At 67.9% G+C, this 24,185-nt stretch carries 17 protein-coding genes and 2 tRNA genes; 7 read left to right on the top strand and 12 right to left on the bottom strand.

What is annotated here, in order from left to right:
* Positions 1-40: 40 nt before the first annotated feature.
* The 6 genes from lptB to FBZ87_RS12150 form a co-directional block, all read right to left on the bottom strand.
* The gene (gene lptB, locus FBZ87_RS12175; RefSeq protein ID WP_145610605.1) at positions 41-850 is read right to left on the bottom strand and encodes an LPS export ABC transporter ATP-binding protein; all 810 of its coding nucleotides are present in this window, start codon (positions 848-850) and stop codon (positions 41-43) included.
* Positions 847-1,890 carry an LptA/OstA family protein gene (locus FBZ87_RS12170; RefSeq protein WP_145610604.1) on the bottom strand — a complete coding sequence of 348 codons (1,044 nt, stop codon included), beginning with the start codon at positions 1,888-1,890 and terminating at the stop codon, positions 847-849. The genes lptB and FBZ87_RS12170 overlap by 4 nt, the downstream gene beginning before the upstream one ends.
* Entirely contained in the window at positions 1,887-2,729 is an 843-nt protein-coding gene (gene lptC, locus FBZ87_RS12165; RefSeq protein ID WP_186454731.1) for an LPS export ABC transporter periplasmic protein LptC, read from the bottom strand. Before lptC ends, FBZ87_RS12170 begins: the two co-directional genes overlap by 4 nt.
* A 209-nt stretch (positions 2,730-2,938) precedes the next feature.
* Positions 2,939-3,550 carry a ribonuclease D gene (locus FBZ87_RS12160; RefSeq protein ID WP_145610602.1) on the bottom strand — a complete coding sequence of 204 codons (612 nt, stop codon included), beginning with the start codon at positions 3,548-3,550 and terminating at the stop codon, positions 2,939-2,941.
* A 146-nt stretch (positions 3,551-3,696) separates the two neighbouring features.
* Positions 3,697-3,783: transfer RNA gene (locus tag FBZ87_RS12155), tRNA-Leu, on the bottom strand.
* A gap of 273 nt (positions 3,784-4,056) precedes the next feature.
* Positions 4,057-4,143, bottom strand: a tRNA-Leu gene (locus FBZ87_RS12150).
* A 297-nt stretch (positions 4,144-4,440) separates the two neighbouring features.
* On the opposite strand from FBZ87_RS12150, the gene FBZ87_RS12145 reads away from it, so the two are divergent.
* Positions 4,441-5,445 (top strand): complex I NDUFA9 subunit family protein, encoded by a 1,005-nt coding sequence (locus tag FBZ87_RS12145; protein WP_145610601.1) that lies wholly within the window; start codon positions 4,441-4,443, stop codon positions 5,443-5,445.
* A 235-nt stretch (positions 5,446-5,680) separates the two neighbouring features.
* On the opposite strand, the gene FBZ87_RS12140 is transcribed toward FBZ87_RS12145, so the two are convergent.
* Entirely contained in the window at positions 5,681-6,499 is an 819-nt protein-coding gene (locus FBZ87_RS12140; protein WP_145610600.1) for an undecaprenyl-diphosphate phosphatase, read from the bottom strand.
* A 451-nt stretch (positions 6,500-6,950) separates the two neighbouring features.
* Here FBZ87_RS12140 and FBZ87_RS12135 point away from each other — a divergent pair, with 451 nt between their 5' ends.
* Both FBZ87_RS12135 and gltB read left to right on the top strand, forming a co-directional pair.
* Positions 6,951-8,396 carry an NAD(P)-dependent oxidoreductase gene (locus FBZ87_RS12135; protein WP_145610599.1) on the top strand — a complete coding sequence of 482 codons (1,446 nt, stop codon included), beginning with the start codon at positions 6,951-6,953 and terminating at the stop codon, positions 8,394-8,396.
* 21 nt (positions 8,397-8,417) lie between these two features.
* Complete coding sequence (gene gltB / locus FBZ87_RS12130) at positions 8,418-12,989, top strand: glutamate synthase large subunit (protein WP_145611088.1); 4,572 nt, start codon at positions 8,418-8,420, stop codon at positions 12,987-12,989.
* 188 nt (positions 12,990-13,177) lie between these two features.
* Here gltB and FBZ87_RS12125 read toward each other — a convergent pair whose 3' ends face one another.
* The 4 genes from FBZ87_RS12125 to glpK form a co-directional block, all read right to left on the bottom strand.
* Positions 13,178-14,215 (bottom strand): retropepsin-like aspartic protease, encoded by a 1,038-nt coding sequence (locus FBZ87_RS12125; protein ID WP_186454730.1) that lies wholly within the window; start codon positions 14,213-14,215, stop codon positions 13,178-13,180.
* A gap of 108 nt (positions 14,216-14,323) precedes the next feature.
* Positions 14,324-15,403, bottom strand: coding sequence for a retropepsin-like aspartic protease family protein (locus FBZ87_RS12120; RefSeq protein WP_186454729.1), 1,080 nt, complete (start codon positions 15,401-15,403; stop codon positions 14,324-14,326).
* A 79-nt stretch (positions 15,404-15,482) separates the two neighbouring features.
* Positions 15,483-16,529 carry a retropepsin-like aspartic protease gene (locus FBZ87_RS12115; RefSeq protein ID WP_186454728.1) on the bottom strand — a complete coding sequence of 349 codons (1,047 nt, stop codon included), beginning with the start codon at positions 16,527-16,529 and terminating at the stop codon, positions 15,483-15,485.
* Between the two features lie 169 nt (positions 16,530-16,698).
* Positions 16,699-18,186, bottom strand: a complete 1,488-nt coding sequence (gene glpK / locus FBZ87_RS12110; protein ID WP_145610595.1) for a glycerol kinase GlpK — start codon at positions 18,184-18,186, stop codon at positions 16,699-16,701.
* Between the two features lie 723 nt (positions 18,187-18,909).
* Between glpK and FBZ87_RS12105 the strand changes: the two genes are divergently transcribed.
* Positions 18,910-19,623 (top strand): M48 family metallopeptidase, encoded by a 714-nt coding sequence (locus FBZ87_RS12105; RefSeq protein WP_246134372.1) that lies wholly within the window; start codon positions 18,910-18,912, stop codon positions 19,621-19,623.
* Positions 19,624-19,779: 156 nt separating this feature from the next.
* Here the strand turns inward: FBZ87_RS12105 and FBZ87_RS12100 are convergent, their stop codons facing one another.
* Positions 19,780-20,970 carry a phosphoglycerate kinase gene (locus FBZ87_RS12100; protein ID WP_145610594.1) on the bottom strand — a complete coding sequence of 397 codons (1,191 nt, stop codon included), beginning with the start codon at positions 20,968-20,970 and terminating at the stop codon, positions 19,780-19,782.
* 166 nt (positions 20,971-21,136) lie between these two features.
* Here FBZ87_RS12100 and FBZ87_RS12095 point away from each other — a divergent pair, with 166 nt between their 5' ends.
* The 3 genes from FBZ87_RS12095 to FBZ87_RS12085 all read left to right on the top strand — a co-directional run bounded on the left by FBZ87_RS12095 (position 21,137) and on the right by FBZ87_RS12085 (position 24,179).
* Positions 21,137-21,721 (top strand): hypothetical protein, encoded by a 585-nt coding sequence (locus FBZ87_RS12095; protein WP_145610593.1) that lies wholly within the window; start codon positions 21,137-21,139, stop codon positions 21,719-21,721.
* A gap of 132 nt (positions 21,722-21,853) precedes the next feature.
* The gene (locus FBZ87_RS12090) at positions 21,854-23,515 is read left to right on the top strand and encodes a CYTH and CHAD domain-containing protein (RefSeq protein WP_145610592.1); all 1,662 of its coding nucleotides are present in this window, start codon (positions 21,854-21,856) and stop codon (positions 23,513-23,515) included.
* Between the two features lie 37 nt (positions 23,516-23,552).
* Complete coding sequence (locus FBZ87_RS12085) at positions 23,553-24,179, top strand: ParA family protein (RefSeq protein ID WP_145610591.1); 627 nt, start codon at positions 23,553-23,555, stop codon at positions 24,177-24,179.
* The last annotated feature ends 6 nt before the right edge of the window (positions 24,180-24,185 follow it).

The following is a 24,185-nucleotide window of genomic DNA, read 5'->3' as shown; positions in this document are numbered from 1 at the left end:
TGGCCCGAAATGGAATTGCGCAGAACGCGCTTATACTTAGTTACAGACTGAACCGTTCGCCAAGGTATACGCGGCGCACATCCTTGTGGGCCACGATCTCGGACGGTTCACCCTCCATCAATACCATACCATCGTGAAGAATGTATGCGCGATCAACGATGTCCAGGGTTTCGCGGACGTTGTGGTCGGTGATCAGGACGCCGATGCCGCGCTCGCGCAGATGACTGACCAGTTCGCGGATGTCGTTGACGGCGATGGGGTCGATGCCGGCGAACGGCTCGTCCAGCAGGATGAAGTTGGGCTGGGACGCCAGGGCCCGGGCGATTTCCACGCGGCGGCGTTCACCGCCCGACAGGGCCAGGGCCGAGGTGCGGCGCAGATGGCTGATGGAGAACTCGGCCAGCAACTCATCCAGCGTGGCTTCACGCTTGTCGCGGTCCTGCTCCACCACCTCCAGCACGGCGCGGATATTGTTTTCCACCGTCAGGCCGCGGAAGATCGAGGCCTCCTGAGGCAGGTAGCCTATCCCTAAGCGCGCGCGGCGGTACATGGGCAGTTCGGTGACCTCCAGCCCGTCCAGGGTGATGGTGCCGTAATCGGGCATGATCAGCCCGGTCATGATGTAGAAACTGGTGGTCTTGCCGGCGCCGTTGGGGCCCAGCAGGCCAACGACCTCGCCCCGGCGTACGCTGACGCTGACATCGCGCAGCACCGGGCGGCCCTTATAGCTCTTGCCCAGCTTGGTGGCCGTCAGGCCGCTGTTGGGGTTGTCTGACACCAGGCGCGGGCCTCCCGCTTTGGGTTCCCTGGGCGCCGCCGGCGCCTTCGCGGGTTCGGATGTCTTGCTCATGGCTGCGCTCCGCCGCCGGGGGTTTTGGCGCCGCCAGCGGGCGGCGCGGCAGGGGCGGCCGGCTGATCGGACTTCTTGGGTATCAGCACGCTATGCACGCGCCCCCCCTTGACGGTCTCGTCGGGCAGCATGCGGCTGACCCCCGTGGCGTTGTTGACCTCGGCCCGGTGGCCGTTCACCTGGTTCTGACCCTGGGTCAGCTTCACATCGCCCGTCAGGATGGCGATGCGCGTCTTCACGTTATAGGTGCCCTCGGTGCCGCGCGCGATATCTTTGGGGGTGACGATCAGCACGTTGCCCTTGGCATCCATGCGCGTCATCTCCAACTGCTTAGTCGCATTCTCTTCCATGATGCCCACCAGCACGTCGGCGCGGATGCGGTCGCCCTTGTCATTGATGGCAATGGCGTTGCCGCGCGCGACCAGCAACTGCTGCTGGCGCCAGTATTCCAGGGTGTCGCGGGCGTAAACCGTGTCGCTGCGCGTGACCAGGTGCAGATGGTCGCCGGTCAGCACGGTCACGTCCTGGTCCACATCGTAGACGCTGTGGTCGCCATAGGCCTGCTGGCTGGGCGAGGTCATGACCACCTGGCCGTCGGCGGCCATGCGGTACATCTCGGTCGAGCCGTCATTGGCCTTGCGGTAGTACACCACCAGGGTGTCGCAGTGCAGGGTGTCCTCCCCCCGCGTCACGATGACGTGGCCCCGGGCCACGGCGGCCAGCTGGTCGTTGTGCCACTCCATTGTCTCGTCCGAGGTGATGTCGATGGCGCCCGGGGGGGAGGCCGTGACCTCGGCGGGGGTGAAAGGCAGCAGGCCAGGCTCGCCGGGGACGGCGGTATTCTGCGCCGGCTGAGCGGCGGGCTTCTTGGCCTTGGCGACTTTTTCGCCAGCGGGCTTTCCGGCGACGGGCTTGGCCCCCGCCGCTTCCTCCGCGCGGGAGGATGGGGCCAAGGCGACCAGGGCCGTGGCCGCAACCGCCAGGCCGCTCAGCATCAGGGTCCGCACCGCCGGGACCGTCTTTGTGAACCGGATACTCAAGGTTTCTTGCCTCCGGTCCGCGACGGTGCCGTGATGGGGGGTGCCATGATGGGGGGTGCAGGGATGGGACCGGCGGGCGTGGCGCCGTCGGCGTGGTGCTCCTTCTCCACCAGGCGCAGGCGCGCCTTGCCGGTGAAGACGATGGTGCTGCCCTTGTCGGTCATGCGGAAGCCGCCGGCGTCAATGTCGCCGAACGGGCCCTGGCCGGCCACGCGCGCGTTGCCCCAGGCGATGTTCTTGCTGGTGTCCACTTCCGCCTTGTCGGTGGTGAACTCATAGCCGTGATCGTGAAACAGCGTGACCCTCCCCTCCAGCGTCAGGTGGCCAGACTGCTTGTCGTACCGCCCGGTGTCCCCGTTCAGGGTCACCCACTGCCCATTCTTTAGCGTGATCTCCGCCTCGGGCGAAACAAGATCGATCAGGTTGTCCTGATTGCTTTCCTGCATGGCCCGGTCGGCACGTACTTCCACGGGCCGGTCGGTCTTGTCCGTTCCCAGAAAATGGGCGTCCAGCATTTCCAACTGGCCGGTGCCGGGGTCGGCGGGGCGGGGATTGGTGGTTTCCTTGATCAGAGGCCAAAGCGCGATGGCCGCGATGGTCAGGCCGGCCAGGGTGGGCAACACCACCTTGGCTTGGTTGACGCGGCGGGTGTGCCGGGCGCTGGCGCCCCGGCCCCGTTGCTCCTCGCCGCGCGGGTCCTGACCGCGCGGGTCCGGGGCACGCTGATCCGAAAGGTGGCCGGAAGGGGGCGCGGAACCGGCCGGGGGTGCCGGCTGCCGAATCCCGCCCGCGTCGCCGGTGCCGGCGCCGGGGTTTTCTGAAGGGGGGGGCAGGGTCATGGTTCCACGGGGTTTGGCCGCCAATTGTGGCGCAGGCATGTCCGGCGGCTGCCGCCACCGGTTGAGGCCCAATCTAACTGAGCAGTGATTCCACGGTCAAATCGTCATGCGCCGTCCCTTTTTCCAGGGGGACGGCGCGCTACCCACCCATGCGGCGCGCCCGCGCGGGACCCGGGGGAAGGGGGGCGACCCCTTCCCCGAAAGGCGCCTCAGTGGGCGAAAATATCCGGTTCGTCCCAGCCGCTCAGGTCCAGCAGGGCGCGGTGCGGCAGGAAGCGGAAGCAGGCCTCGGCCAGCTCGGTGCGGCCTTCGCGGGCCAGCACGGCGTCGAACTTCGCCTTGATGTCATGCAGGTACAGCACGTCGGAGGCGGCGTACTTCAGCTGCTCTGCCGTCAGCTCCTCCGCACCCCAGTCGGACGACTGCTGCTGCTTGGACAGCTCCACGCCCAGCAGATCGCGGCACAGATCCTTCAGGCCATGGCGGTCGGTATAGGTGCGCACCAGCTTGGACGCGATCTTGGTGCAGTAGACCGGGGCGGTCACGATGCCCAGATACTGGTTCAGCACGGCGATATCGAAGCGGGCGAAGTGGAACAGCTTCAGCTGTTCCGGATTGGTCAGCAGGCGCTTCAGGTTGGGGGCGTCGTACTGGCCCTGGTGCAGCTGCACCAGGTGGCAGCGCCCGTCGCCGGACGACAGCTGGATCAGGCATAGGCGGTCGCGGTGCGGGTTCAGCCCCATGGTTTCGGTGTCGATGGCCACCACCGGGCCCAGGTCCAGGCCGTCGGGCAAATCGCCGTCATAGAGATCGATGGGCATCAAACCGGTCCTTCATGCTGGAGGGGCTGCCGAGGAAGGCCCGCCGGCGCCGGGGCATCCCGCGAAAGCGAACCCCAGAAACGCCGCGGGCCGCCGGCGTTCCATCGGAACATCGGCGGCCCTGCGACCTTAAACCCGCGCTGAATTGGTGCCCAGGAGAAGACTCGAACTTCCACGACATCTCTGCCACAGGTACCTGAAACCTGCGCGTCTACCAATTCCGCCACCTGGGCAGCGCGGGCCGCCTAAGTACGATTATGGCCGGGGCCTGTCAACACCCTTCTTTTGGCGCCTTTGAATTTTTTTGACGGTGGCGCCAGGCGCTGGGATGGTCCCATGCACGGCGCCGATCCCGCCCGTCCAGGTCGAGGGGGGGGACGGGGCGACCAGTCAGGTATTCGATGGGAAGGATGGCGCTGTTCGACGCGTCAGCGGACCCCAGAAACGCCGCGGGCCGCCGGTTCCATTTGGAACACGGCGGCCCTGCGTTGAACCCGCGCTGTAATTGGTGCCCAGGAGAAGACTCGAACTTCCACGACATCTCTGCCACAGGTACCTGAAACCTGCGCGTCTACCAATTCCGCCACCTGGGCAGCGCGGGCCGCCTAATTACGATCATGGCCGGGGCCTGTCAATACTCTTCTTTCGGCCCTTTTCGTTTTTTGTGAAGGGGCGTCCGCCGCCCTGCTGCGCGCGCCCACGCATGTGCATGGGCGCGTCCTTCTCCTTGCATTTCAGGCCTTGGCCAAGCGCCTAGCCCTCGCCCGCGGGCTTCGCTATAAGCTTGGGTCTCCGGCCGCCGCCGGCCCCGGTCACCCCCCGCATGCGGGTATGGTCGGAACCAACAGGTCCGGCGGGTCATTCGTTTAGTGGGCAGAGGGTCTAAGAGGATGGGCACTAGCATTCGTATCGCCACCGTGTTCGGCGGGGCCGGCTTCATCGGCCGCCATGTCATCCGGCGCCTGGCCAAGACGGGCTGCGTCATCCGCGTGCCCGCCCGCCACCCGGGCGAGGCCGCCTTCCTCAAGATGAACGGCGCCGTGGGCCAGATCGTCCCCATGGCCGTGGACATCGCCGACGACGCCTCCGTCGCCCGCGCCATCCAGGGCGCCGACATCGTCATCAACCTGATGGGCATCCTGGCCGAAAGCGGGCGCCAGCGCTTCGACCTGGTGCATGCCGAGGCCGCCGGCCGCATCGCCCGCCTGGCCAAGGGGGCCGATGTCGCCCGCCTGGTGCACGTCTCCGCCCTGGGCGCCGACGCCAATTCCCGCTCCGCCTACGCCCGCAGCAAGGCGGCGGGGGAGCAGGCGGTCCGCGCCGTGTTCCCCGAGGCGACCATCCTGCGTCCCAGCGTCGTCTTCGGGCCTGAGGACAATTTCTTCAACCGCTTCGCCGGGATGGCCAAGACGCTGCCCTTCGTGCCGCTGATCGGCGGCGGCGCCACCCGCTTCCAGCCCGTCTATGTCGGTGACGTGGCCGATGCCATCATTAACGCCGTGACCCGCGCCGGCGCCGAGGGCAAGACCTTCGAGCTGGGCGGCCCCCGCGCCTACAGCTTCCGCGAACTGATCCAGCTGGTCCTGGACCTGACCGGCCGTAAGACCCGCTTGGTGTCCCTGCCCTGGGGCCTGGCCAGCCTGCAGGCCACCTTTCTGGAGATGGTGCCCGGCAAGCCGCTGACCCGCGACCAGGTGACCCTGCTGAAGAGCGACAATGTCCTGTCCGGTAAGCTGCCGGGCTTGGCCGACTTGGGTGTCACGCCCACCGCCGCCGAGGTGATCCTGCCGACCTACCTGGATCGCTTCCAGTTGGCCGGCCGTTACGACAGCCATCGCCAGGGGCCGTCCCTGCCGGCGCTGACCAAGATCGACGCCCACGGCACGCATTATTGATTGCGTCCCTCAGGTGCCGGGCGCCCGCATCCGCGGGCTTGGCTTCCTCCCTTTGCGGTCCGCTTCGCTCTCCGCAAAGGTCCGGCGGACGCAGTCGCGTCCTACAACGGCATAAGACAGTCCTCAAGCCGTTGACCTGAGCCATTTGTGGCTGATGCCGAATAAGAATAAGGGCGCCTCCCGGCCGGGAGGCGCCCTTTTCGTTGCCGATTCGGCGACGCCCGGAAGGCGCTCCTTATCCGATATAAATCATCCCCAGCACCACTGCGCCCAGGGCCCAGCAGTAGAAGGCGAAGGGGCGCATCGCGTCGATCTCGTTGCGCTTGAACCAGCGCATCAGCGCCCAGACGGCGACCAGGGCGCAAACGCCAGAGACCGCGCCACCCACCAGCGCGCTCTGGATCACATCGCCCTCCGCCTGGCGCAGCATCTTGGGCACCACCAGCAGGCTGGCGCCGGCGATGATGGGGGTGGCCAACAGCATGGAGAAGCGCGCGGCCTCCTCATGCTTCAGGCCGGCCCAAAAGCCCGCCACCATGCTGGCGCCGGAGCGGGAGAAGCCGGGGATCAGGGCCAGCGACTGCGCCAGGCCGATCAGCAGGGCCTGGACGAAGCTCAATTCCGCCAGGGTGCGTTCACCCCGGCCGCGCAGCCGCTCGCCGAAAAACAGCAGGAAGCCGTTCACGATCAGGAAGATGGCGGCGTTGAACGGATCGCTGAAAGCGGCGCGCAGCACCTTCTCGAAGGCCAGGCCCAGGATGGCGGCGGGAATGGTGCCGACAACCAGCAGGGCCAGCACACGGCGGTCCGGCCCCCCCTTGACCACACCCGCCAGCAGGTTGACCCAATCGCGCCAGAAGAACACCAGCAGGGCCGCCGCCGTGCCCAGGTGCAGCATCACCAGATAGGGCAGGAAGTGTTCCTTAAGAAAGGCCTGGTCCAGGCCCCACCCCAGCAGGAAGGGCGTCAGCACCCCGTGGGCGACGCTGCTGATGGGGAAAAGCTCGGTGATGCCCTGGATGATCGCGAAGATCAGGGTCTGCAAAAAAGACATGGCGCCTCAACGTCTAGGGGCGATTGGCGGCCGGACGGGACCCGACCGCTGGATGGCAGCCTGCTTATAGCAGCGGTCGCGCCGGGCGGCGACAGCGGCTTGGGAAAGCGGATGCTGTCGCGTGACAGGAATTCTCATTCCGCGTTTGTAGCAAAATCAACGATATGAGTGCATATAGTAAACAAATTGGTACTATTTACCGCGGGTGCGAATGGACCGGTCACCGCTTTTCCACACGCGAGTCACGTGCTTGATGTGCAATAGGACAGTTAAGCTGACATAACGTGAAAAAAGTGCTGGAGCGGTGGGGCATAACGACTTATATGAACTCGGCGCACCCGCTTGTGCGCAAGCCCGTGACCCGGCGCCTTGCCGCGGCGCGGGCGAGACGGGGAACATCTCCGCCGGCCACCGCACGGGTCGTCGGGGCAGAGCACGAAGGATCAAGGCCATGGCGCAGAAGCAGCAGATGCTCCAGTTCGTCCACACGGACCAGCAAATGCCTGACAAACGCGAGCCCGCGCTGCGCCGGCAGGATTTCGACGAGATTTACGCCCGTTTCGCGGACGATCAGGCAGCCACCCAGGCCTCGCGCTGTTCCCAATGCGGTGTGCCCTTCTGCCAGGTGCACTGCCCCGTCTCCAACAACATCCCCGACTGGCTGAAGCTGACGGCCGAGGGCCGCCTGGAAGAGGCCTATGAGGTCTCGCAGGCCACCAACAATTTCCCCGAGATCTGCGGGCGCATCTGCCCGCAGGACCGTTTGTGCGAGGGCAACTGCACCATCGAGCAGTCGACCCACGGCACCGTCACCATCGGCGCCGTCGAGAAGTACATCACCGACACGGCCTGGGAACGCGGCTGGGTGAAGCCGGCCGCCCCAGTGCGCGAGCGGCCGCAGAGCGTCGGCATCATCGGCGCCGGCCCCGCCGGCCTGGCCGCGGCCGACCAGCTGCGCCGCAAGGGCTATCAGGTGCATGTCTACGACCGCTACGACCGCGTCGGCGGCCTGCTGATCTACGGCATCCCCGGCTTCAAGCTGGAGAAGGAGGTGGTGGAGCGCCGGGCCAAGCTGTTGGCCGACGCCGGCGTCGTCTTCCATTTGGGCTTCGAGGTCGGCCGCCACGCCACGCTGGGCCAGCTGCGGGTACAGCACGACGCCATCCTGATCGCCACCGGCGTCTACAAGGCGCGTGAACTGGAAGGCCCGGGCAGCGGCGTGGACGGCATCGTCCCGGCGCTGGACTACCTGACCGCCAGCAACCGCACCGGCCTGGGCGACACGGTGGTGGATTTCGAGAACGGCCGCCTGAACGCCAAGGGCAAGAACGTCGTCGTCATCGGCGGCGGCGACACCGCCATGGACTGCGTGCGCACCGCCATCCGCCAGGGGGCGAAGTCGGTGAAGTGCCTGTACCGCCGCAACCGCGCCAACATGCCGGGCAGCCAGCGCGAGGTGGCCCATGCCGAGGAAGAGGGCGTGGAGTTCGTGTGGCAGGCCGCCCCGGACGCCTTCCTGGGCGACCGCCAGGTGACGGGCGTGCGCGCCCACCGCATGCACATGGGTGTGGCAGACGCCTCAGGCCGACAGACGCCGCAGCCCATCGAGGGCTCCGCCTTCACGCTGGAGGCCGATCTGGTGATCAAGGCCCTGGGCTTCGATCCCGAGCCGCTGCCCACCCTGTTCGGTGAGCCGGGCCTGAAGGTCAGCCGCTGGGGCACCGTCATGGCCGACCCGCGCACCCTGATGACCAACCTGGAAGGCGTGTTCGCCGCCGGCGACATCGTGCGCGGCGCCTCCCTGGTCGTCTGGGGCATCCGCGACGGCCGCGACGCCGCCGCCGGCATCCATAACTATATCACCGCCCGCGCCGCCGCCGCGCTGGCCGCCGAGTAAGGGGGATTTGAGATGAGCGAGATGATCGAAAACGGCAGCCCCCTTTCCGTTTCCAATGGAACCGGGACCGGCGCCGAGTTCGTCGAGCGCTACCGCGCCAGCGCCGCCCGCCTGGAAGCGGCGCACGTCTGGTCCCCGGAGATGGAGCATGACGCCTGCGGCGTTGGCTTCGTCGCAGCCATCGACGGCAAGCCCCGCCGCTCCGTCGTGGAGAAGGCGGTGGAGGCGCTCAGCGCCCTGTGGCATCGCGGCGCCGTCGACGCCGATGGCAAGACCGGCGACGGCGCCGGCATCCACCTGCAGATCCCGCAGAGCTTCTTCCGCGAGCATGTGGCCCGCAGCGGCCACCTGCCGCCGGACGGCCTGATCTCCGTCGGCCAGGTCTTCCTGCCCCGCACCGACATGGAGGCGCAGGAGCGCTGCCGCTGCATCGTCGAGACGGAAATCCTGAAGTTCGGCTACACCATCTATGGCTGGCGCCAGGTTCCCATCAACATCGAGATCATCGGCGAGAAGGCCAACGCCACCCGCCCCGAGATCGAGCAGATCATGGTGGGCAACCCGCGCAACATCCCGGAAGACCAGCTGGAGCGTGACCTCTACGTCATCCGCCGCCGTATCGAGAAGGCGGTGAAGGCGGAGAGCATCAGCGACTTCTACATCTGCACGCTGTCGTGCCGCTCCATCATCTACAAGGGCATGTTCCTGGCCGAGCAGCTGACGTCCTTCTATCCGGACCTGCTGGACGAGCGCTTCGAGTCCAACTTCGCCATCTACCACCAGCGCTACTCCACCAACACCTTCCCCACCTGGTGGCTGGCCCAGCCCTTCCGCATGCTGGCGCACAACGGCGAGGTCAACACGCTGCGCGGCAACGTCAACTGGATGAAGGCGCACGAGACCCGCATGGGTCACGAGATCTTCGGCAACCTGATCGAAGACGTGAAGCCCATCATCCCCGCCGGTGGGTCGGACAGCGCCTGCCTGGACGCCGTGTTCGAGGTGCTGGTGCGCTCCGGCCGCTCCGCCCCTATGGTCAAGACCATGCTGGTGCCGGAGGCTTGGTCCGATCGCGAGACCATGCCGCAGAACCACCGCGACCTGTACAGCTACGCCAACGCGGTCATGGAGCCGTGGGACGGCCCGGCGGCGCTGGCCATGTATGACGGCCGCTGGGTCGTGGGCGGCATGGACCGCAACGGCCTGCGCCCCATGCGCTACGTCGTCACCGGCGACGGCCTGCTGATCGCCGGTTCCGAGACGGGCATGACCAAGGTCGAGGAGTATTCGGTGCAGGAAAAGGGCCGCCTCGGGCCCGGGCAGATGATCGCCTTGGACCTGGCCGAAGGCCGCCTCTACAAGGACCGCGAGATCAAGGACACCCTGGCCGCCAGCAAGCCCTACGGCAGCTGGGTGCGCCACATCACGGCGCTGGACGACCTGGTGAAGGGGGCGCCCGCCGCCACGGCCGAGCTCAGCCGCGACCAGCTGCGCCGCCGCCAGGTGGCCTACGGCATCTCCATGGAGGATGTGGAGACCATCCTGCACCCCATGGTGGAGGACGCGAAGGAGGCCGTGGGCTCCATGGGCGACGACAGCCCGCTGGCCGTGCTGTCCGACCGCTACCGGGGCCTGCACCACTATTTCCGTCAGAACTTCAGCCAGGTCACCAACCCGCCCATCGACAGCCTGCGCGAGCAGCGGGTGATGAGCCTGAAGACCCGCCTGGGCAACCTGGGCAACATCCTGGACGAGGATGACAGCCAGACCCGCCTGCTGCAGTTGGAGACTCCCGTCCTGACGACGGCGGAATTCATCGCCATGCGCCGCTACATGGGCGACACGGCGGCGGAGATCGACTGCACCTTCGATCCCGACGGTGGTGAGTTCGCCATGACCGACGCCTTGCGCCGCGTGCGGCAGGAGGCGGAGGACGCGGTGCGCGGCGGCGCCACCCACCTGATCCTGACGGACGAGGCCATGGGCCCCGGCCGCGCCGCCCTGCCCATGATCCTGGTGACGGGCGCCGTCCATACCCACCTGATCCGCCAGCAGCTGCGCACCTTCACCTCGGTGAACGTGCGGGCGGGCGAGTGCCTGGACGTGCACTACGTCGCCGTGCTGATCGGCGTGGGCGCCACCACGGTCAACGCCTACCTGGCGCAGGAGGCCATCGCCGACCGCCAGCGGCGCGGCCTGTTCGGCGACATGCCCCTGGAAAAGTGCCTGGAGCGGTACAAGAAGGCCATCAATGAAGGCCTGCTGAAGATCATGTCCAAGATGGGCATCTCCATCGTCTCCAGCTATCGCGGCGGCCTGAACTTCGAGGCGGTGGGCCTGTCCCGCTCGCTGGTGGCCGAGCACTTCCCCGGCATGATCAGCCGCATCTCGGGACTGGGTCTGGTCGGCATCCAAAAGGACGTGCTGGAACAGCATGCGCTGGCCTGGAACGAGGAGGTCGTGGCCCTTCCCATCGGCGGCTTCTACAAGTTCCGCAAGGGCGGCGATCGCCACGCCTGGGAAGGCGGCCTGATCCACCTGCTGCAGCAGGCGGTGTCCAACGACAGCTATTCCACCTTCAAGCGCTACTCCGAAGGTGTGCACAAGCGCCCGCCGCTGCAGTTGCGCGACCTGCTGGACTTCCGCCCCTCAAAGGGCAAGGTCGCGGTGGACGAGGTGGAGAGCATCACCGCCATCCGCAAGCGCTTCATCACCCCGGCCATGTCGCTGGGCGCCCTCAGCCCCGAGGCGCACGGCACGCTGAACGTCGCCATGAACCGCATCGGCGCCAAGTCCGACAGCGGCGAGGGGGGGGAGGATCCGGCACGCTTCAAGCCGGACGCCAACGGCGACAACTGGAACTCCGCCATCAAGCAGGTGGCGTCGGGCCGCTTCGGCGTCACCGCCGAGTACCTGAACCAGTGCCGCGAGATCGAGATCAAGGTGGCCCAGGGCGCCAAGCCCGGCGAGGGCGGGCAGCTGCCCGGCTTCAAGGTGACGGACCTGATCGCCCGACTGCGGCACAGCACGCCCGGCGTCATGCTGATCAGCCCGCCGCCGCACCACGACATCTACTCGATCGAGGATCTGGCGCAGCTGATCTATGACCTGAAGCAGATCAACCCGGACGCCAAGGTCTGCGTGAAGCTGGTCAGCCGCTCGGGCATCGGCACCATCGCCGCCGGCGTGGCCAAGGCCGGCGCCGACGTCATCCTGGTGTCGGGCAATGTCGGCGGCACCGGCGCCTCGCCCCAGACCAGCGTGAAGTTCGCCGGCCTGCCGTGGGAAATGGGCCTCAGCGAGGTGCAGCAGGTGCTGACGCTGAACCGCCTGCGCCATCGCGTCACCCTGCGCACCGACGGCGGCCTGAAGACCGGCCGCGACATCGTCATGGCGGCAATGCTGGGGGCCGAGGAGTTCGGCGTGGGCACCGCCAGCCTGATCGCCATGGGCTGCATCATGGTGCGCCAGTGCCACAGCAACACCTGCCCGGTGGGCGTGTGCGTGCAGGATGAAAGCCTGCGGCAGAAGTTCGTGGGCACCCCGGAAAAGGTCGTGAACCTGTTCAGCTTCATGGCGGAAGAGGTGCGCGAGATCCTGGCCAGCCTGGGCTTCCGCTCGCTGCAGGAGGTCATCGGCCGCACCGACCTGCTGCACCAGGTCAGCCGCGGTGCTGTTCACCTGGACGACCTGGACCTGAACCCGCTGCTGGCCCAGGCCGACCCCGCCGGCGACAGCGCCCGGTACTGCACCCAGGTCGGCCGCAACGAGGTGCCGGACACGCTGGACGCCCAGATGATCCGCGACGCCCGTCAGCTGTTCGATGATGGCGAGAAGATGCAGCTGGCCTACAACGTTCAGAACACGCACCGCGCCATCGGCACCCGGATGTCGGCCATGATCACCCGCAAGTTCGGGATGAGCGGCCTGCAGCCCGGCCACTGCACGGTGCGGCTGCGCGGCTCCGCCGGCCAGTCCTTGGGCGCCTTCGCCGTCCAGGGCCTGACGCTGGAGGTGTTCGGCGACGCCAACGACTATGTCGGCAAGGGCCTGTCGGGCGGGACCATCATTGTGCGGCCCATGACGGCCACGCCGCTGAAGTCGAACGAGAACACCATCATCGGCAACACGGTGCTGTACGGGGCTACGGCGGGCAAGCTGTTCGCCGCCGGCCAGGCGGGCGAGCGCTTCGCCGTCCGCAACTCCGGCGCCACGGTGGTGGTGGAGGGCTGCGGCTCCAACGGCTGCGAGTACATGACCGGCGGCATGGTGGTCATCCTGGGCGGCGTGGGCGACAACTTCGCGGCCGGCATGACCGGCGGCATGGCCTTCGTCTATGACCAGACGGGTACCCTGCCGCTGCACATCAACCCCGACAGCGTCATCTTCCAGCGCATCGAGGTCCAGCATTACGAGGACATGCTGGTGTCCCTGATCGAGGAACACGTGGCGCGGACGCAGAGCCGCTGGGCCATGACCCTGCTGAACGACTGGCCGCTGGTGCGCGGCCACTTCTGGCAGGTCGTGCCGAAGGAAATGCTGCACCGCCTGGCGGTGCCCGTTGTCCCGCCCCAGGCCCTCAGCGCGGAGTAGAGGCCAGCACCGAGTAACCTTTTCCACTCGGGCGCCCCGGTTTCGATCGGGGCGTCTTCCCTGAAGGGAGCCCCACGAAGAGGGACGAAGGAGAGGGGGCGAGGGGGTGCCGACCGGCATCCGTCACCGCCCCCCGGAAAACGCGACCGCCACCGGGAGGCATTCCGGTGGCGGTTTTTGTTTGTGGGTCAGTTGGCGCCGTCGCCGCCCGCCGCGCGCTTCAGGGCGGGGCCCGTTACCTGGAACACCGGGCCGCCGTTGTAGGTGAAGTACAGCCTGTTCTGGCTGTGGGCGATCAGCACGTGGTGGGCTTTCAGGAAGTCCGCACCCAGCAGCATGTCCGTGCTGGCCTGGGTGGTTCGGGCGATGCGCGACCCGCTGTCGGTGTAGGTTCCGCTGCCGAACAAGTCGCCGAAGCGCAGCTTGGCGTGATTGATGGTCTCATCGCCCAGGGTGAAGCCATCGAAGACCCCGACCCATTCCTGCACCGTCTTGGCACCCAGGCCCTGGGCGGCGTTGGCCATGACCACGCCCGGCGTCTCTGGCGTCACGCCGATGCGGGCCGCCGCCTGCGACGATAGGACGGAATGCGTAGCGCCGCTATCCAGCATGGCCTGCACCGCCTGGCCGCCCAGGGTCACGTCCATGATGATATGAGGGTTCTGCGGGTTCACCGTGTGGATGTCAGCGGTCATGGCGTTGTCAGCCCAGAAACCCAGGAAGGCGTTCTCGCAGCCGCGCGGCTGGTACAGGTTGATGATCTCATGGGCCAGGTCCAGTTCCACGTCGAACTTGCGGAACACATCCTCGCCCAGCAGGCCCACCACATCCTCGCGGCCGAGCGCCCGCTCCCCCGCCAGGTTCAGGGCCATGTCGGTGACCGTCTGCCTGCCCAGGGTGAAGGTCTTGATGCGCGTGGTCTGGATGTCGCTGCGCCCGCCCACGCCACTCAGCGTGCCGTTGCGGCCGCTGAAGCCTGGCAACTCCAACTCCTCCGCCTTGCTGCGTAGAATCATGCTGAGGGCAGCGCCGGTATCGACCAGGAAATAGACGGGGTGGCCGTTGACCTCCACCTTCACCAGCGGCTGGTTGCCATCCATGACCACCGGCAGGGTATCCGACTTGATCATCTGGCAGGTGTCGGCGGCCCAGGCCGTCGTTCCGGCGACCATGGACAGGGCCAACAAGGCTACCCCAGCAAGCAAAGCCCGCGATCGCACGCGCATCCGCTTCCCCATCTCCTGCCCGACATCGTTGTTCGCATTTATGCACATAGAGGAGTGCACGCAAACGGTGTAGGGATCAAGCGCCGCGACGGGAAACGGGCCCCGCCGCTATTGCCCTTGGGCTTTCGTCGGGGCGGCGGCGGACGGCTCCGTCTCCTCGTCCGCTTTGGCGCCGCGGGACGCGGAGGTCAGCGCCGGGCCCACCACCTGGAACACCGGGCCGCCTTGATAGGTGAAATAAACCTTGCGCTGGCTGGACGCGATGTAGACGCGGTGGCTGCGCAGGAAATCCGCCCCCAGGTACATGTCGGTGTCGCCGTACGAAGTGCTCAGGCGGCTGCCGACATAGGTCGTGCCCACGCGGTTGTAGAGGTCGGTCACGCGCAGCTTGGCATGACGGATGGTCTCATCGCCGATGCTGAAGCTGTCGAAGGTGCCGATATGGGTCTCGACGGCATAGCCGTTGGCGCCTTGCAGGGTCCCGGCTTTCGCGCCCTCACCGGCGACGACATCGACGCCCACGCGACGGGCCACGCCCTCATCCAGCACGGTGATGCTGGCGCCGCTGTCCAGTTCGGCGTGCACGGTCTGGCCGTTGACCAGCACGGGAACGCGGATGCGGGAGCGGTTGCCGCGCACATCATCCATGTCTGTGACGTTGTAGCTGTTCGACCAATAGGCCAGGACATCGTTGTCGCACTTCTCCGGCTTGAACAGGTTCAGCAGGTTGTGGGCGAGGTCGAATTCCATGTCGTAGCGTTCCAGCAGGTCCATGCCCAGGGCGCCGACGGCATTGTCCCCCAAGGACCCATAGCCGCCGACATAGACGCGGACATCGCGGCCATGCCAGGTACCCAGTTCCAGGCTGTCCATGGTGGTCTGCAGCAGGCGGCTGGTTCCGTCGATGCCGATCATCTCACCTTGCGCGTCCACCGCCTTCAGGCCTAAGGGGGCCAGCGACGACCGGGTCAGGATCGACATCCAGGCGCCGGTGTCGACCAGCATGCGCGCGGGCTTGCCGTTGATGGCGACGCGGGCCAGTAGGATGTTGCCGTCCATCTCCAGGGGAATGGCCGCGACCTGGGCCAGTTTGCAGGAGGAGGCCGCCTGGGCGGACACCGAAGGAAGGAGCGCCAGCGCCATCAGGGCGAGCGCCGACACGCCCGCGCGAATTTTCGTCTTCATCATCCCCATGAGGCCCCCGTCTTCATCTTTTTTTTCGCGTTGCCGTGACTATGCGCGCGCCTGTCCGGCGCCGGCCAGCGTTCTATTCGCTTTGATGCTCGGCCGCCGGGGCGACGGGTGCCGCCACGGCGGGGGGCGGCGCATCAGTCTGAAACACCGGGCCGCCCACATAGCTGAAGTAGAGCTTATGCTGGCTATGGGCGATCAGCACATGGTGGCTGCGCAGGAAGTCCGCCCCCAGCAGCATTTGCATTCCGGCCACCGTGGTCGCATCCCGGGCATTGAAAGATTCGAAACCACTGCGCAGAAGGCCGAAGCGCATCTTCGGATGCCGGATAGTTTCGTCCCCCAGGGTGAAGCTGTCGAAAGTTCCAACCCAGGTGGAAACGGCCCTGCCGTTGACGCCGCCACTGGGTGCCACCGGTCTAGCGTCGGGCGAGGCCGGTGTCATTCCCAGCCGTTGCGCAGCATCCAGTGTAAGCACCGAGAAATAAGCACCGGTGTCCAGCAAGGCCTGTATAGGAGTGCCATTGATCTGCAAGTCGATGATGACCTGCGGCAGGAAGGACGTCATGGGGCGGAAACTCGCCACGGAGTAGCTGCCCTGCCAAGTCATCAAGTCGGCGTCGCCGCAATTATGGGGCGTATACAGCACCACCCGGCTATGGGCGAAATCCAGCTCGACATCATAGTGGCTGAAGAAGCGCTCTCCCAATACGCCGACGACATCGGGGTGACCCAAATTGTCGCCTTGGCCGGCGATGGTAATGGGGACATCGCTGGCGCTGCTGCCGTTCAGGGTCAGTGTCTTGATGATGGTGTCGTTGATGTCGCTTTTGCCGTCCACGCCATAGGCATAGCCCTTCAGCCGACCTTTCGGCAGGTTCAATCGCTTGGCCGCACCTTGCAGGATAAAGCTGTCGTTGGCGCCGGTGTCGATCAGGAATTTGACGGGCGTTCCATTAATCTCGCCGGGGATAAGGGGCTGGTTGCCTTCCATGACGACGGGGACGATCCACCGGTCCAGGGTGCATTGCGCGTCCGCGGCTTGGGCGGTGACGCCTTCCGGGGGCAGCGCCAGACCCAGTGCCCCCGCCATGGCCACTCCTGTAAAGGTCGCCATGCGCATCAACAAACGACTCAAAACCCGCCCCCACCTTGTTGAGGATGGCCGGGCCCCCGCCCATGCCGGCTTCGCCCCAGGGCTGGCGCGGCGCCATCGAATGCTATGATTGTGTAAGAATCTCCTCGAAAATTTGCACGCATAGCGATAATCCGCGACGAAACGCCGCATGCAATCAGCCGCTCCGCACCCGCCCGACCGCCCGCTTCCAGCCGTCATACAGGCGCTCCCGCGCGGCCGGATCGGCGGCGGGTTCGAAGCGCCGTTCTTCCCGCCACAGGGTGGATATCGCGTCCAGCCCGGGGAACAGGCCCGCCGCCAGGCCGGCCAGGAAGGCGGCACCCAGGGCCGTCGTTTCCGTCACCGCCGGCCGTTCGACCGTCAGGTCCAGCTGGTCGGCCAGGAACTGCATCAGCCAGTCATTGGCGACCATGCCGCCATCCACGCGCAGGGCGGTCAGGGCGCAGCCGCTGTCGGCCGCCATGGCGTCCATAAGGTCGCGGGTCTGGTAGCAGACGGACTCCAGGGCCGCACGCACGATGTGGCTGATGCCGCTGTCGCGCGTCAGGCCCAGGATGGCGCCGCGCGCGTCGGGGTCCCAATAGGGGGCGCCCAGGCCGGTGAAGGCCGGCACCAGATAGACGCCGCCGGTGTCGGCCAGCGCCTCGGCATGGCCCTGGCTGGACGCCGCGTCCGGGATCAGCTTCAGCCCGTCGCGCAGCCACTGCACCGCCGCCCCGGCCACGAAGATCGACCCCTCCAGCGCATAGCTGGCGCGGCCGTCCAGGCGGTAGGCCAGGGTGGTCAGCAGGCGGTGGTTGGACGGGCGCGGGGTGTCGCCGATGTTGATCAGGGCGAAACAGCCGGTGCCGTAGGTGCTCTTGATCATGCCGGGTGTAAGGCAGGCCTGGCCGATGGCGGCGGCCTGCTGGTCGCCCGCCATGCCCAGCACGGGGATGGGCCGGCCCAGCAGGTCGGCGGTGGCGACGCCGAAGGCGCCGGCGTTGTCCAGCACCCGGGGCAGGACGGCCGCCGGGATGCCGAACAGGCGCAGCAGCTCCGGATCCCAGTCCAGGGTTTCCAGGTTGAACAGCAGGGTGCGGGCGGCGTTGGTGGCGTCGGTCGCGTGCACCTGGCCGCCCGTCAGGCGCCACAGCAGGAAGCAGTCGATGGTGCCGAACGCCAGCTCCCCCGCCTCGGCCCGCGCACGGGCACCGGGGACGGTGTCCAGGATCCAGGCCAGCTTGGTGGCGGAAAAATAGGGGTCCAGCAGCAGGCCGGTGCGCTGGCGCACCATGGCCTCCGCCCCCTCGCGGCGCAGGGCCTGGCACAGGCCGGCGGTGCGGCGGTCCTGCCAGACGATGGCCGGGTGCAGCGCCTCCCCCGTCCGCCGGTCCCACACCAGCGTGGTCTCGCGCTGGTTGGTGATGCCCATGGCGGCCACGCGGGCGGCAGCCACCCCGGCCTGGTCCACCACGTCCCGGCAGACCGCCACCGTGTCGCGCCAAATGTCCTCCGGCTCATGCTCCACCTGGCCATCCGCCGGGTAATGCTGCGGCAGCTCGCGCTGGGCCGTGGCCAGGGGGCGGCCGTTGGCGTCGAACAGGATGGCGCGGGTGGAGGTGGTACCCTGGTCGATGGCCAGGATCAGGTCGGCGGGCATCGGGGCCCCTCCCTCAGGGTCTTGTTATCACGGCGCTGGTTGCCCCGTGCGCTGTACGCCGACGGTGCGTCGCGGGGGCCGACCTGTCAACGGCGGGGTCGGAAAAAGCTATCCAGAAGGGGGGCGAAAAGGCGTGCGTAATGGGGTTGACGCCGAACTGTAACAGGCGCACCATCTGTCTTACCGAAGCACTCAGGAGGCATCAGAAACCAGATTAGCCCACCAGATCAGGTAAATCGTCGAATGCATGCAGTATTCGATGTGTTGCCCGTAACCAGGAGGGTGTGTCAAACCATGACTCCACCGATGCGTACTGTATGAGCTGTGTGACAGCTCCACACATATAGCGATTGCTGATGCCGGTTACTGACCGGTGTATCGCTCGATGGACTATCTGAGCTTCACTGAAGCCAACAGAACCCCCGTTGCCCTGACCGGCACGGGGGTTCGCTTTTGTGGGGGCGGCCCCGCCGCGCCGATGCCCCATCCTACCCGGACATCTACCCATCATTATCCACCGCCCGTCCCGTTCACACCGGCGGGCGGCGCATATGGGGGTGCGCCTCGTGCCGGGACCCCTTATATAGAGGTGAGTGGCGGGCCATGGTTTGGCCGCCGGAGGATGTCGAGGGGCCGGGACCAATGGGGTTGATGGGCCTGTTGCGCGGCATGGGGCTGACGGCCCCGACAAGGCCAGCGCCGAAAACCAGGACGAAGGCGCGGGTGGCGCCGACCACGGTGTCGCAATTGCGCGTGGCCGGCATAACCCAGCCGGTGGAGGTGCGGCGCAGCCCGCGCGCCCGGCGCCTCTCGCTCAAGGTCGACGGCGCCACCGACACCGTGCGCGTCACCGTTCCACCGCGCGTGGGCGATGCCGAGGTCGCGGGCTTCGTCGGCCGCCACCTGGATTGGGTGAACGCCCGCCTGGCAGCCTTGCCGCCGCGCCAGCCCTTCATCGATGGCATGGCGGTGCCCCTGCTGGGCCGGTCGGCCGTCATCCGCCACGACCCCGGCCGTAGGGGCGGCGCCCGCCTGGTCGAGGGACCGGCCAGCCTGGACCTGTGCGTGGGCGGGGAGGCGGAATTTCTGAACCGCCGCGTCACCGATTTCCTGAAGGCGGAGGCGCGGCGCCACCTGTCGGCCCTGACGGCCGAGACGGCTGCCCGCGCCAAACTGCGTGCCAGCGGCGTCTCCGTGCGCGACACCCGCAGCCGCTGGGGCAGCTGCTCCGCCACCGGCCGCATCAGCTATTCCTGGCGCCTGATCCTGGCCCCGCCGCAGATCGTTGAGTACGTCGTGGCGCACGAGGTGGCGCACCTCAAGGAGATGAACCACGGGCCCAAGTTCTGGGCCCTGTGCGCGGACTTGGCCGGTGACGTCGACAAACCGCGCGCCTGGCTTAAGGCGCACGGCGCCAAGCTGCACCGGTTTGGTTAATTTTATAGGGGAGGGGTGTTCAACCCGCCAGCGGCATGAGATCGCCTCATGCCGCTGTAGGACGCGACCGCGTCCGCCGGAGCTTTTTGGGGAGCGTCAGCGGACTGAAAAGCGAGGAAGCCAAGGCGGCGGATGCCGCCGCCCGGCGATTGAGGGTTACTCTTCCAGCGCCTTTACGCCCGGCAACTCCTTGCCTTCCAGCCATTCCAGGAAGGCGCCACCGGCGGTGGAGATGTAGCTGAAGGCGTCGGCCACGCCGGCATGCTCCAGGGCCGCGACCGTGTCGCCGCCGCCGGCCACGGACAGGACGGTGCCGGCCTTGGTCAGGTCGGCCACGATCTTGGCCACGGCGTTGGTGGCGGCGTCGAAGGGCTCGATCTCGAAGGCGCCCATGGGGCCGTTCCACACCACCGTCTTGGCGGTGGCCAGCTTCTCGCCGTAATAGGCGACCGTGGCCGGGCCGGCATCCAGGATCATCTCATCGGCCGCGATATCGCCGGGGGCGGCGATGCGCGAGGGGGCGTGGGCCTTGAACTGCTTGGCCACCGCGCCGTCCTTGGGCAGCAGGATCTGGCAGCCGCCGGCTTCGGCCTTGGCCAGGATGGCGCGGGCCTGGTCGGCCATGTCCTTCTCCGCCAGCGAGGCGCCGACGTCCACGCCCTGGGCGTAGAGGAAGGTGTTGGCCATGCCGCCGCCCAGCGCCAGGATGTCGACCTTGCCCACCAGGTTCAGCAGCAGGTCCAGCTTGGTGCTGATCTTGGCGCCGCCGACCACGGCGGCCACCGGCCGCTGCGGCTGGCCCAGCGCCTTGGACAGGGCCACCAGTTCCGCCTGCATCAGGCGGCCGGCGGCGGCCGGCAACAGGCGGGCCAGCGCCTCGGTCGAGGCATGGGCGCGATGGGCGGCGGAGAAGGCGTCGTTGACGTAGATATCGCCCAGCTTGGCCAGCTCGGCGGCGAAGGCGGGGTCGTTCTTCTCCTCACCGGCGTGGAAGCGCAGGTTCTCCAGCACCAGCACCTGGCCCTTTTCCAGGGCGCGGATGGCGTCCTGCGCCGGCTTGCCGATGCAATCGCCGGCGAAGGCCACCGGGGCGCCCAGGGCGTCCGACAGGGCCGGCACCACCTGGCGCAGGGAGTTCTTCTCGTCCGGGCCGTTCTTGGGCCGGCCGAAATGCGACAGCACCACGACCTTGGCGCCCTTGGACGCCAGTTCCTTCAAGGTGGGGACCAGACGGACCAGGCGGGTGGCGTCCGTCACCTGGCCATCCTGCACGGGGACGTTGAGGTCGGCGCGGACCAGCACGGTGCGGCTGGCGGGGGCGATATCGTCTAGGGTCTTGAAAGTCATGGCTTCGGTTCCCGGCCCGTATCAAGGTGGAATGGCGTGAGACGGGGGCCAAGGAAGCATAGGCGGGACCCTGTTGCAACCGCACAAGCCGCCCCGCTACACCACTCTGGCCGAAAGGCGGAGCCCGCTTTACCTCATTGGCGCTCGAACAAATGGGAACGCCCGCGTGATCTATTACATCCTCTTCCTGGTCATCCTGGCCCTGGTGACCCTGGTGCTGGCCCGCCGGGGCGTGCTGGAGGGGCGGGTGCTGGCCGCCGGCTTGCTGGTCCTGCCCGGGGTCACCGCCATGGAGGATTGGTTCGCCCACGACCTGGGCGCCCTGGGCCTGTCCGGCGGCCATGTCGGGCCCGTGACCCTGCTGTTGATCCTGGGGGCCTGCGTGGAGGAGGCGGGGCGCTACCTGCTGCTGTCGCTCAGCAACCGTGACACCCGGGCGGCGGTCAGCGCCGGCTATGCCTGGGCGGCGTGGGAGCTGGGCGTGGCCGTCTGGGCGCTGGCGCGCGGCATGCTGCCGCTGTGCGCGGCCGGCAATGTCCATTGTCTCAGCCTGGGATTCCCGCCCTTGCTGGCCCTGGGCACGGTGCTGGTGGCGCGGTCGGTGCCCAGCCTGCTGCACGTGGCGCTGTCCTTCGGCCAGCTGTGGGCGGTGCGGGCGACGTATCCGGCGGCGCGGACCTTGTGGTTCGTGCTGACGGTGGTGGTGCACCTGGCCATCAACCTGGCCATCGTGCGGCATGGTCACTTGTAATGGGCGCACCGGTGAGCGCTTAAAGTTTAACCATTCACCATATTGTCGCCGCCCGGGGCGTCCTATAGCGTTGGGGGACAAGGGCGCGCCCCCAAGCGGCCGCCGCCCCTGGCAATGCCGGACCCCGCCTAGATGCCCGAATCCCCGTCGACGTCATCCGTTCCCCCCGCCAATCCGGCGGAGGGTGCGCCCGTTTCCGTGCCTGCGGCCGCCCCGCAGGAGATCGAGCTCAAGCTCGCGGTCGATCCCCGGCACCTCGGCCGGCTGAAGACGGCGCCGGTTCTGGCCGGCCCGCGCGCCGTCACCAAGACGCTGCGCAACACCTATTTCGACACGCCGGAGGGCGACCTTGCCGCCCGGGGCGTCAGCCTGCGCCTGCGCCACTCGGGTGCTAAGGTGCTGCAGACCCTGAAGGGGCCGGCGGCCGGTGGGGGCATGGCCCTGGCCCGGTCGGAATGGGAAATCCCGGCGCCGGATGGGCATCTGGTGCCCCAGGCCTTCACCGACGCCGCCGCCCAGGCCCTGCTGGGCGGTGTCGATCTGCGCCGCCTGGGACCCGTCTTCAGCAACGAGGTCAAGCGCTGGACCCGCACCCTCCCGCTCGTCGCCGGCCTGGCGGTGGACGTGGCGGTGGACCAGGGCGTCACCCGCGCGGCCGACGGCCGGGAAGAGCCGATCGCGGAGCTGGAGCTTGAACTGGCCGAGGGCCAGGACCGCCGCGTGCTCTATGACCTGGCGCTGGCCCTGCACCGCGCCGTGCCCCTGCGCCTGGAACTGCGCACCAAGGCGGAGCGTGGCTACGCCCTGGCGCGGGGGGATGCGGCGGCGCCCAAGGCGGTGAAGGCCGGCCCCCTGAACTTCCATCCCGATGATACGGTGGAGGCGGCGCTGGCCGGCGTGGCCCGCGCCTGCCTGCACCACATGGCGGCGAACGAGGGCGCGGTGCTGGCCGGCGATCCCTCGGGCGTGCACCAGCTGCGGGTGGCGGTGCGGCGCCTGCGCTCCGCCCTCACCCTGTTCAAGGCCATCCTGCCCGAGGCGCAGGCCACCACCCTGAAGACGGCGCTGAAGGGCCTTGCCGATGCCGTGGGCCCCGCCCGGTCCTGGGACGTGTTCCTGGAGGAATTGCTGACGCCGGTGGCGGCGGCCATGCCGGAGCAGGAAAGCCTGCAGGCGCTGGCTGTGGCGGCGCAAGGGGCGCGGGGCCGGGGCCATACGGCGGCGCGGGCCGCCGTGTCGGGCCCGGGCTATACCGAGCTGTTGCTGACCCTGGGCCGCTGGGTGGATGGGCGCTGCTGGCGCGATGATGCCCCGGCCGATCGCCTGGCCTGGCTTGGCCAGCCGCTGCTGCCCTTCGCCGACGCCGTGCTGACCCGGCAGCGCCACCGCGCCGCCAAGCGCAGCCGCCATTTCGAACGGCTGGACGCGCCCGCCCGCCACGGCCTGCGCATCGCCATGAAGAAGCTGCGCTACGCCGTGGACTTTTTCCGCGAGATCTACCCGCAGAAGGCGGTGCGCAAGTATCTGGAACGGCTGTCCGGCCTGCAGGACGGGCTGGGCCACCTGAACGACGTCGCCACCATGGACGCGCTGATCCGGGAGCTGCGGGCCGACCTGGCCGCCGCCAAGGACGTGAGCCCCGCCGGCTGGGACATGGGCGCCGGCCTGGTGCTGGGCTGGCACGCCGCCCACATGGCGGTGGGGGAGGAGGCACTCTGCCGCGCGGTGGACGACTTCCTGGACGCTGACCCCTTCTGGACGCCGGTGGACCACTGGCCGCACCCGCCCTCCTGACCCTCCTCACTGCTGCATTTCAAGGAACCGGCACCCTATGCTTTCCATCCTCGTGGCCAACATCAAGGGCGGCGTCGGCAAGACCACGGTCGCCACCCACTTGGCCGCCGCCTTCGCCGCCGACGGCCGGCAAACCGTCCTGGCCGATGTGGACCGGCAGAAGTCGTCCCTGGGCTGGCTGGCCCGCCGGCCGGTCACCGCCCCGGTCATCGCCGCCCTGGACTGGACCAAGGAGATCGGCGGCGTGCCTAAGGGGGCCGAGGTGCTGGTCATCGACGCGCCCGCCGCCCTGAAGCCCAAGGAGGTGGAACAGCTGGTGGCCGAGGCCGACGTGATCGTGCTGCCCCTGCTGCCCGGCGCGTTTGACGAGCAGGCGACGGAACGCTTCCTGAAGAAGCTGGACGAGTTGAAGCCCATCCGCAAAAGCCGCAAGGCCGTGGCGGTGGTGGGCAACCGCGTGCGCGCCCGCACCCGCGCCGCCGACCGGCTGGACACTTTCCTGGGCACGGTGGGCCATCGCGTGGTGACCCGCCTGCGCGACAGCCAGGCCTACCCCGACGCGGCCGCCGCCGGCCTCAGCCTGTTCGACCAGAAGGCCAAGCGCCTGGCCGACCTGCGCCAGGACTGGGCCCCGCTGATCGCCTTTATCGAGGACCCGAGCTGAGGGGCG

The sequence above is a fragment of the Nitrospirillum amazonense genome (genome assembly GCF_007828035.1).
Taxonomy (GTDB): domain Bacteria; phylum Pseudomonadota; class Alphaproteobacteria; order Azospirillales; family Azospirillaceae; genus Nitrospirillum; species Nitrospirillum amazonense.
This window is presented reverse-complemented; position numbering and strand designations above follow the sequence as displayed.

Coding starts and splice junctions, on each gene's coding strand:
- lptC (WP_186454731.1), bottom strand. CDS start 2,729: ATGACCCTGCCCCCCCCTTCAGAAAACCCCGGCGCCGGCACCGGCGAC.
- glpK (WP_145610595.1), bottom strand. CDS start 18,186: ATGCCCGCCGACCTGATCCTGGCCATCGACCAGGGTACCACCTCCACC.
- FBZ87_RS12115 (WP_186454728.1), bottom strand. CDS start 16,529: ATGCGCATGGCGACCTTTACAGGAGTGGCCATGGCGGGGGCACTGGGT.
- FBZ87_RS12145 (WP_145610601.1), top strand. CDS start 4,441: ATGGGCACTAGCATTCGTATCGCCACCGTGTTCGGCGGGGCCGGCTTC.
- FBZ87_RS12135 (WP_145610599.1), top strand. CDS start 6,951: ATGGCGCAGAAGCAGCAGATGCTCCAGTTCGTCCACACGGACCAGCAA.
- FBZ87_RS12120 (WP_186454729.1), bottom strand. CDS start 15,403: ATGATGAAGACGAAAATTCGCGCGGGCGTGTCGGCGCTCGCCCTGATG.
- lptB (WP_145610605.1), bottom strand. CDS start 850: ATGAGCAAGACATCCGAACCCGCGAAGGCGCCGGCGGCGCCCAGGGAA.
- FBZ87_RS12125 (WP_186454730.1), bottom strand. CDS start 14,215: ATGCGCGTGCGATCGCGGGCTTTGCTTGCTGGGGTAGCCTTGTTGGCC.
- FBZ87_RS12085 (WP_145610591.1), top strand. CDS start 23,553: ATGCTTTCCATCCTCGTGGCCAACATCAAGGGCGGCGTCGGCAAGACC.
- FBZ87_RS12160 (WP_145610602.1), bottom strand. CDS start 3,550: ATGCCCATCGATCTCTATGACGGCGATTTGCCCGACGGCCTGGACCTG.
- FBZ87_RS12140 (WP_145610600.1), bottom strand. CDS start 6,499: ATGTCTTTTTTGCAGACCCTGATCTTCGCGATCATCCAGGGCATCACC.
- FBZ87_RS12090 (WP_145610592.1), top strand. CDS start 21,854: ATGCCCGAATCCCCGTCGACGTCATCCGTTCCCCCCGCCAATCCGGCG.
- gltB (WP_145611088.1), top strand. CDS start 8,418: ATGATCGAAAACGGCAGCCCCCTTTCCGTTTCCAATGGAACCGGGACC.
- FBZ87_RS12100 (WP_145610594.1), bottom strand. CDS start 20,970: ATGACTTTCAAGACCCTAGACGATATCGCCCCCGCCAGCCGCACCGTG.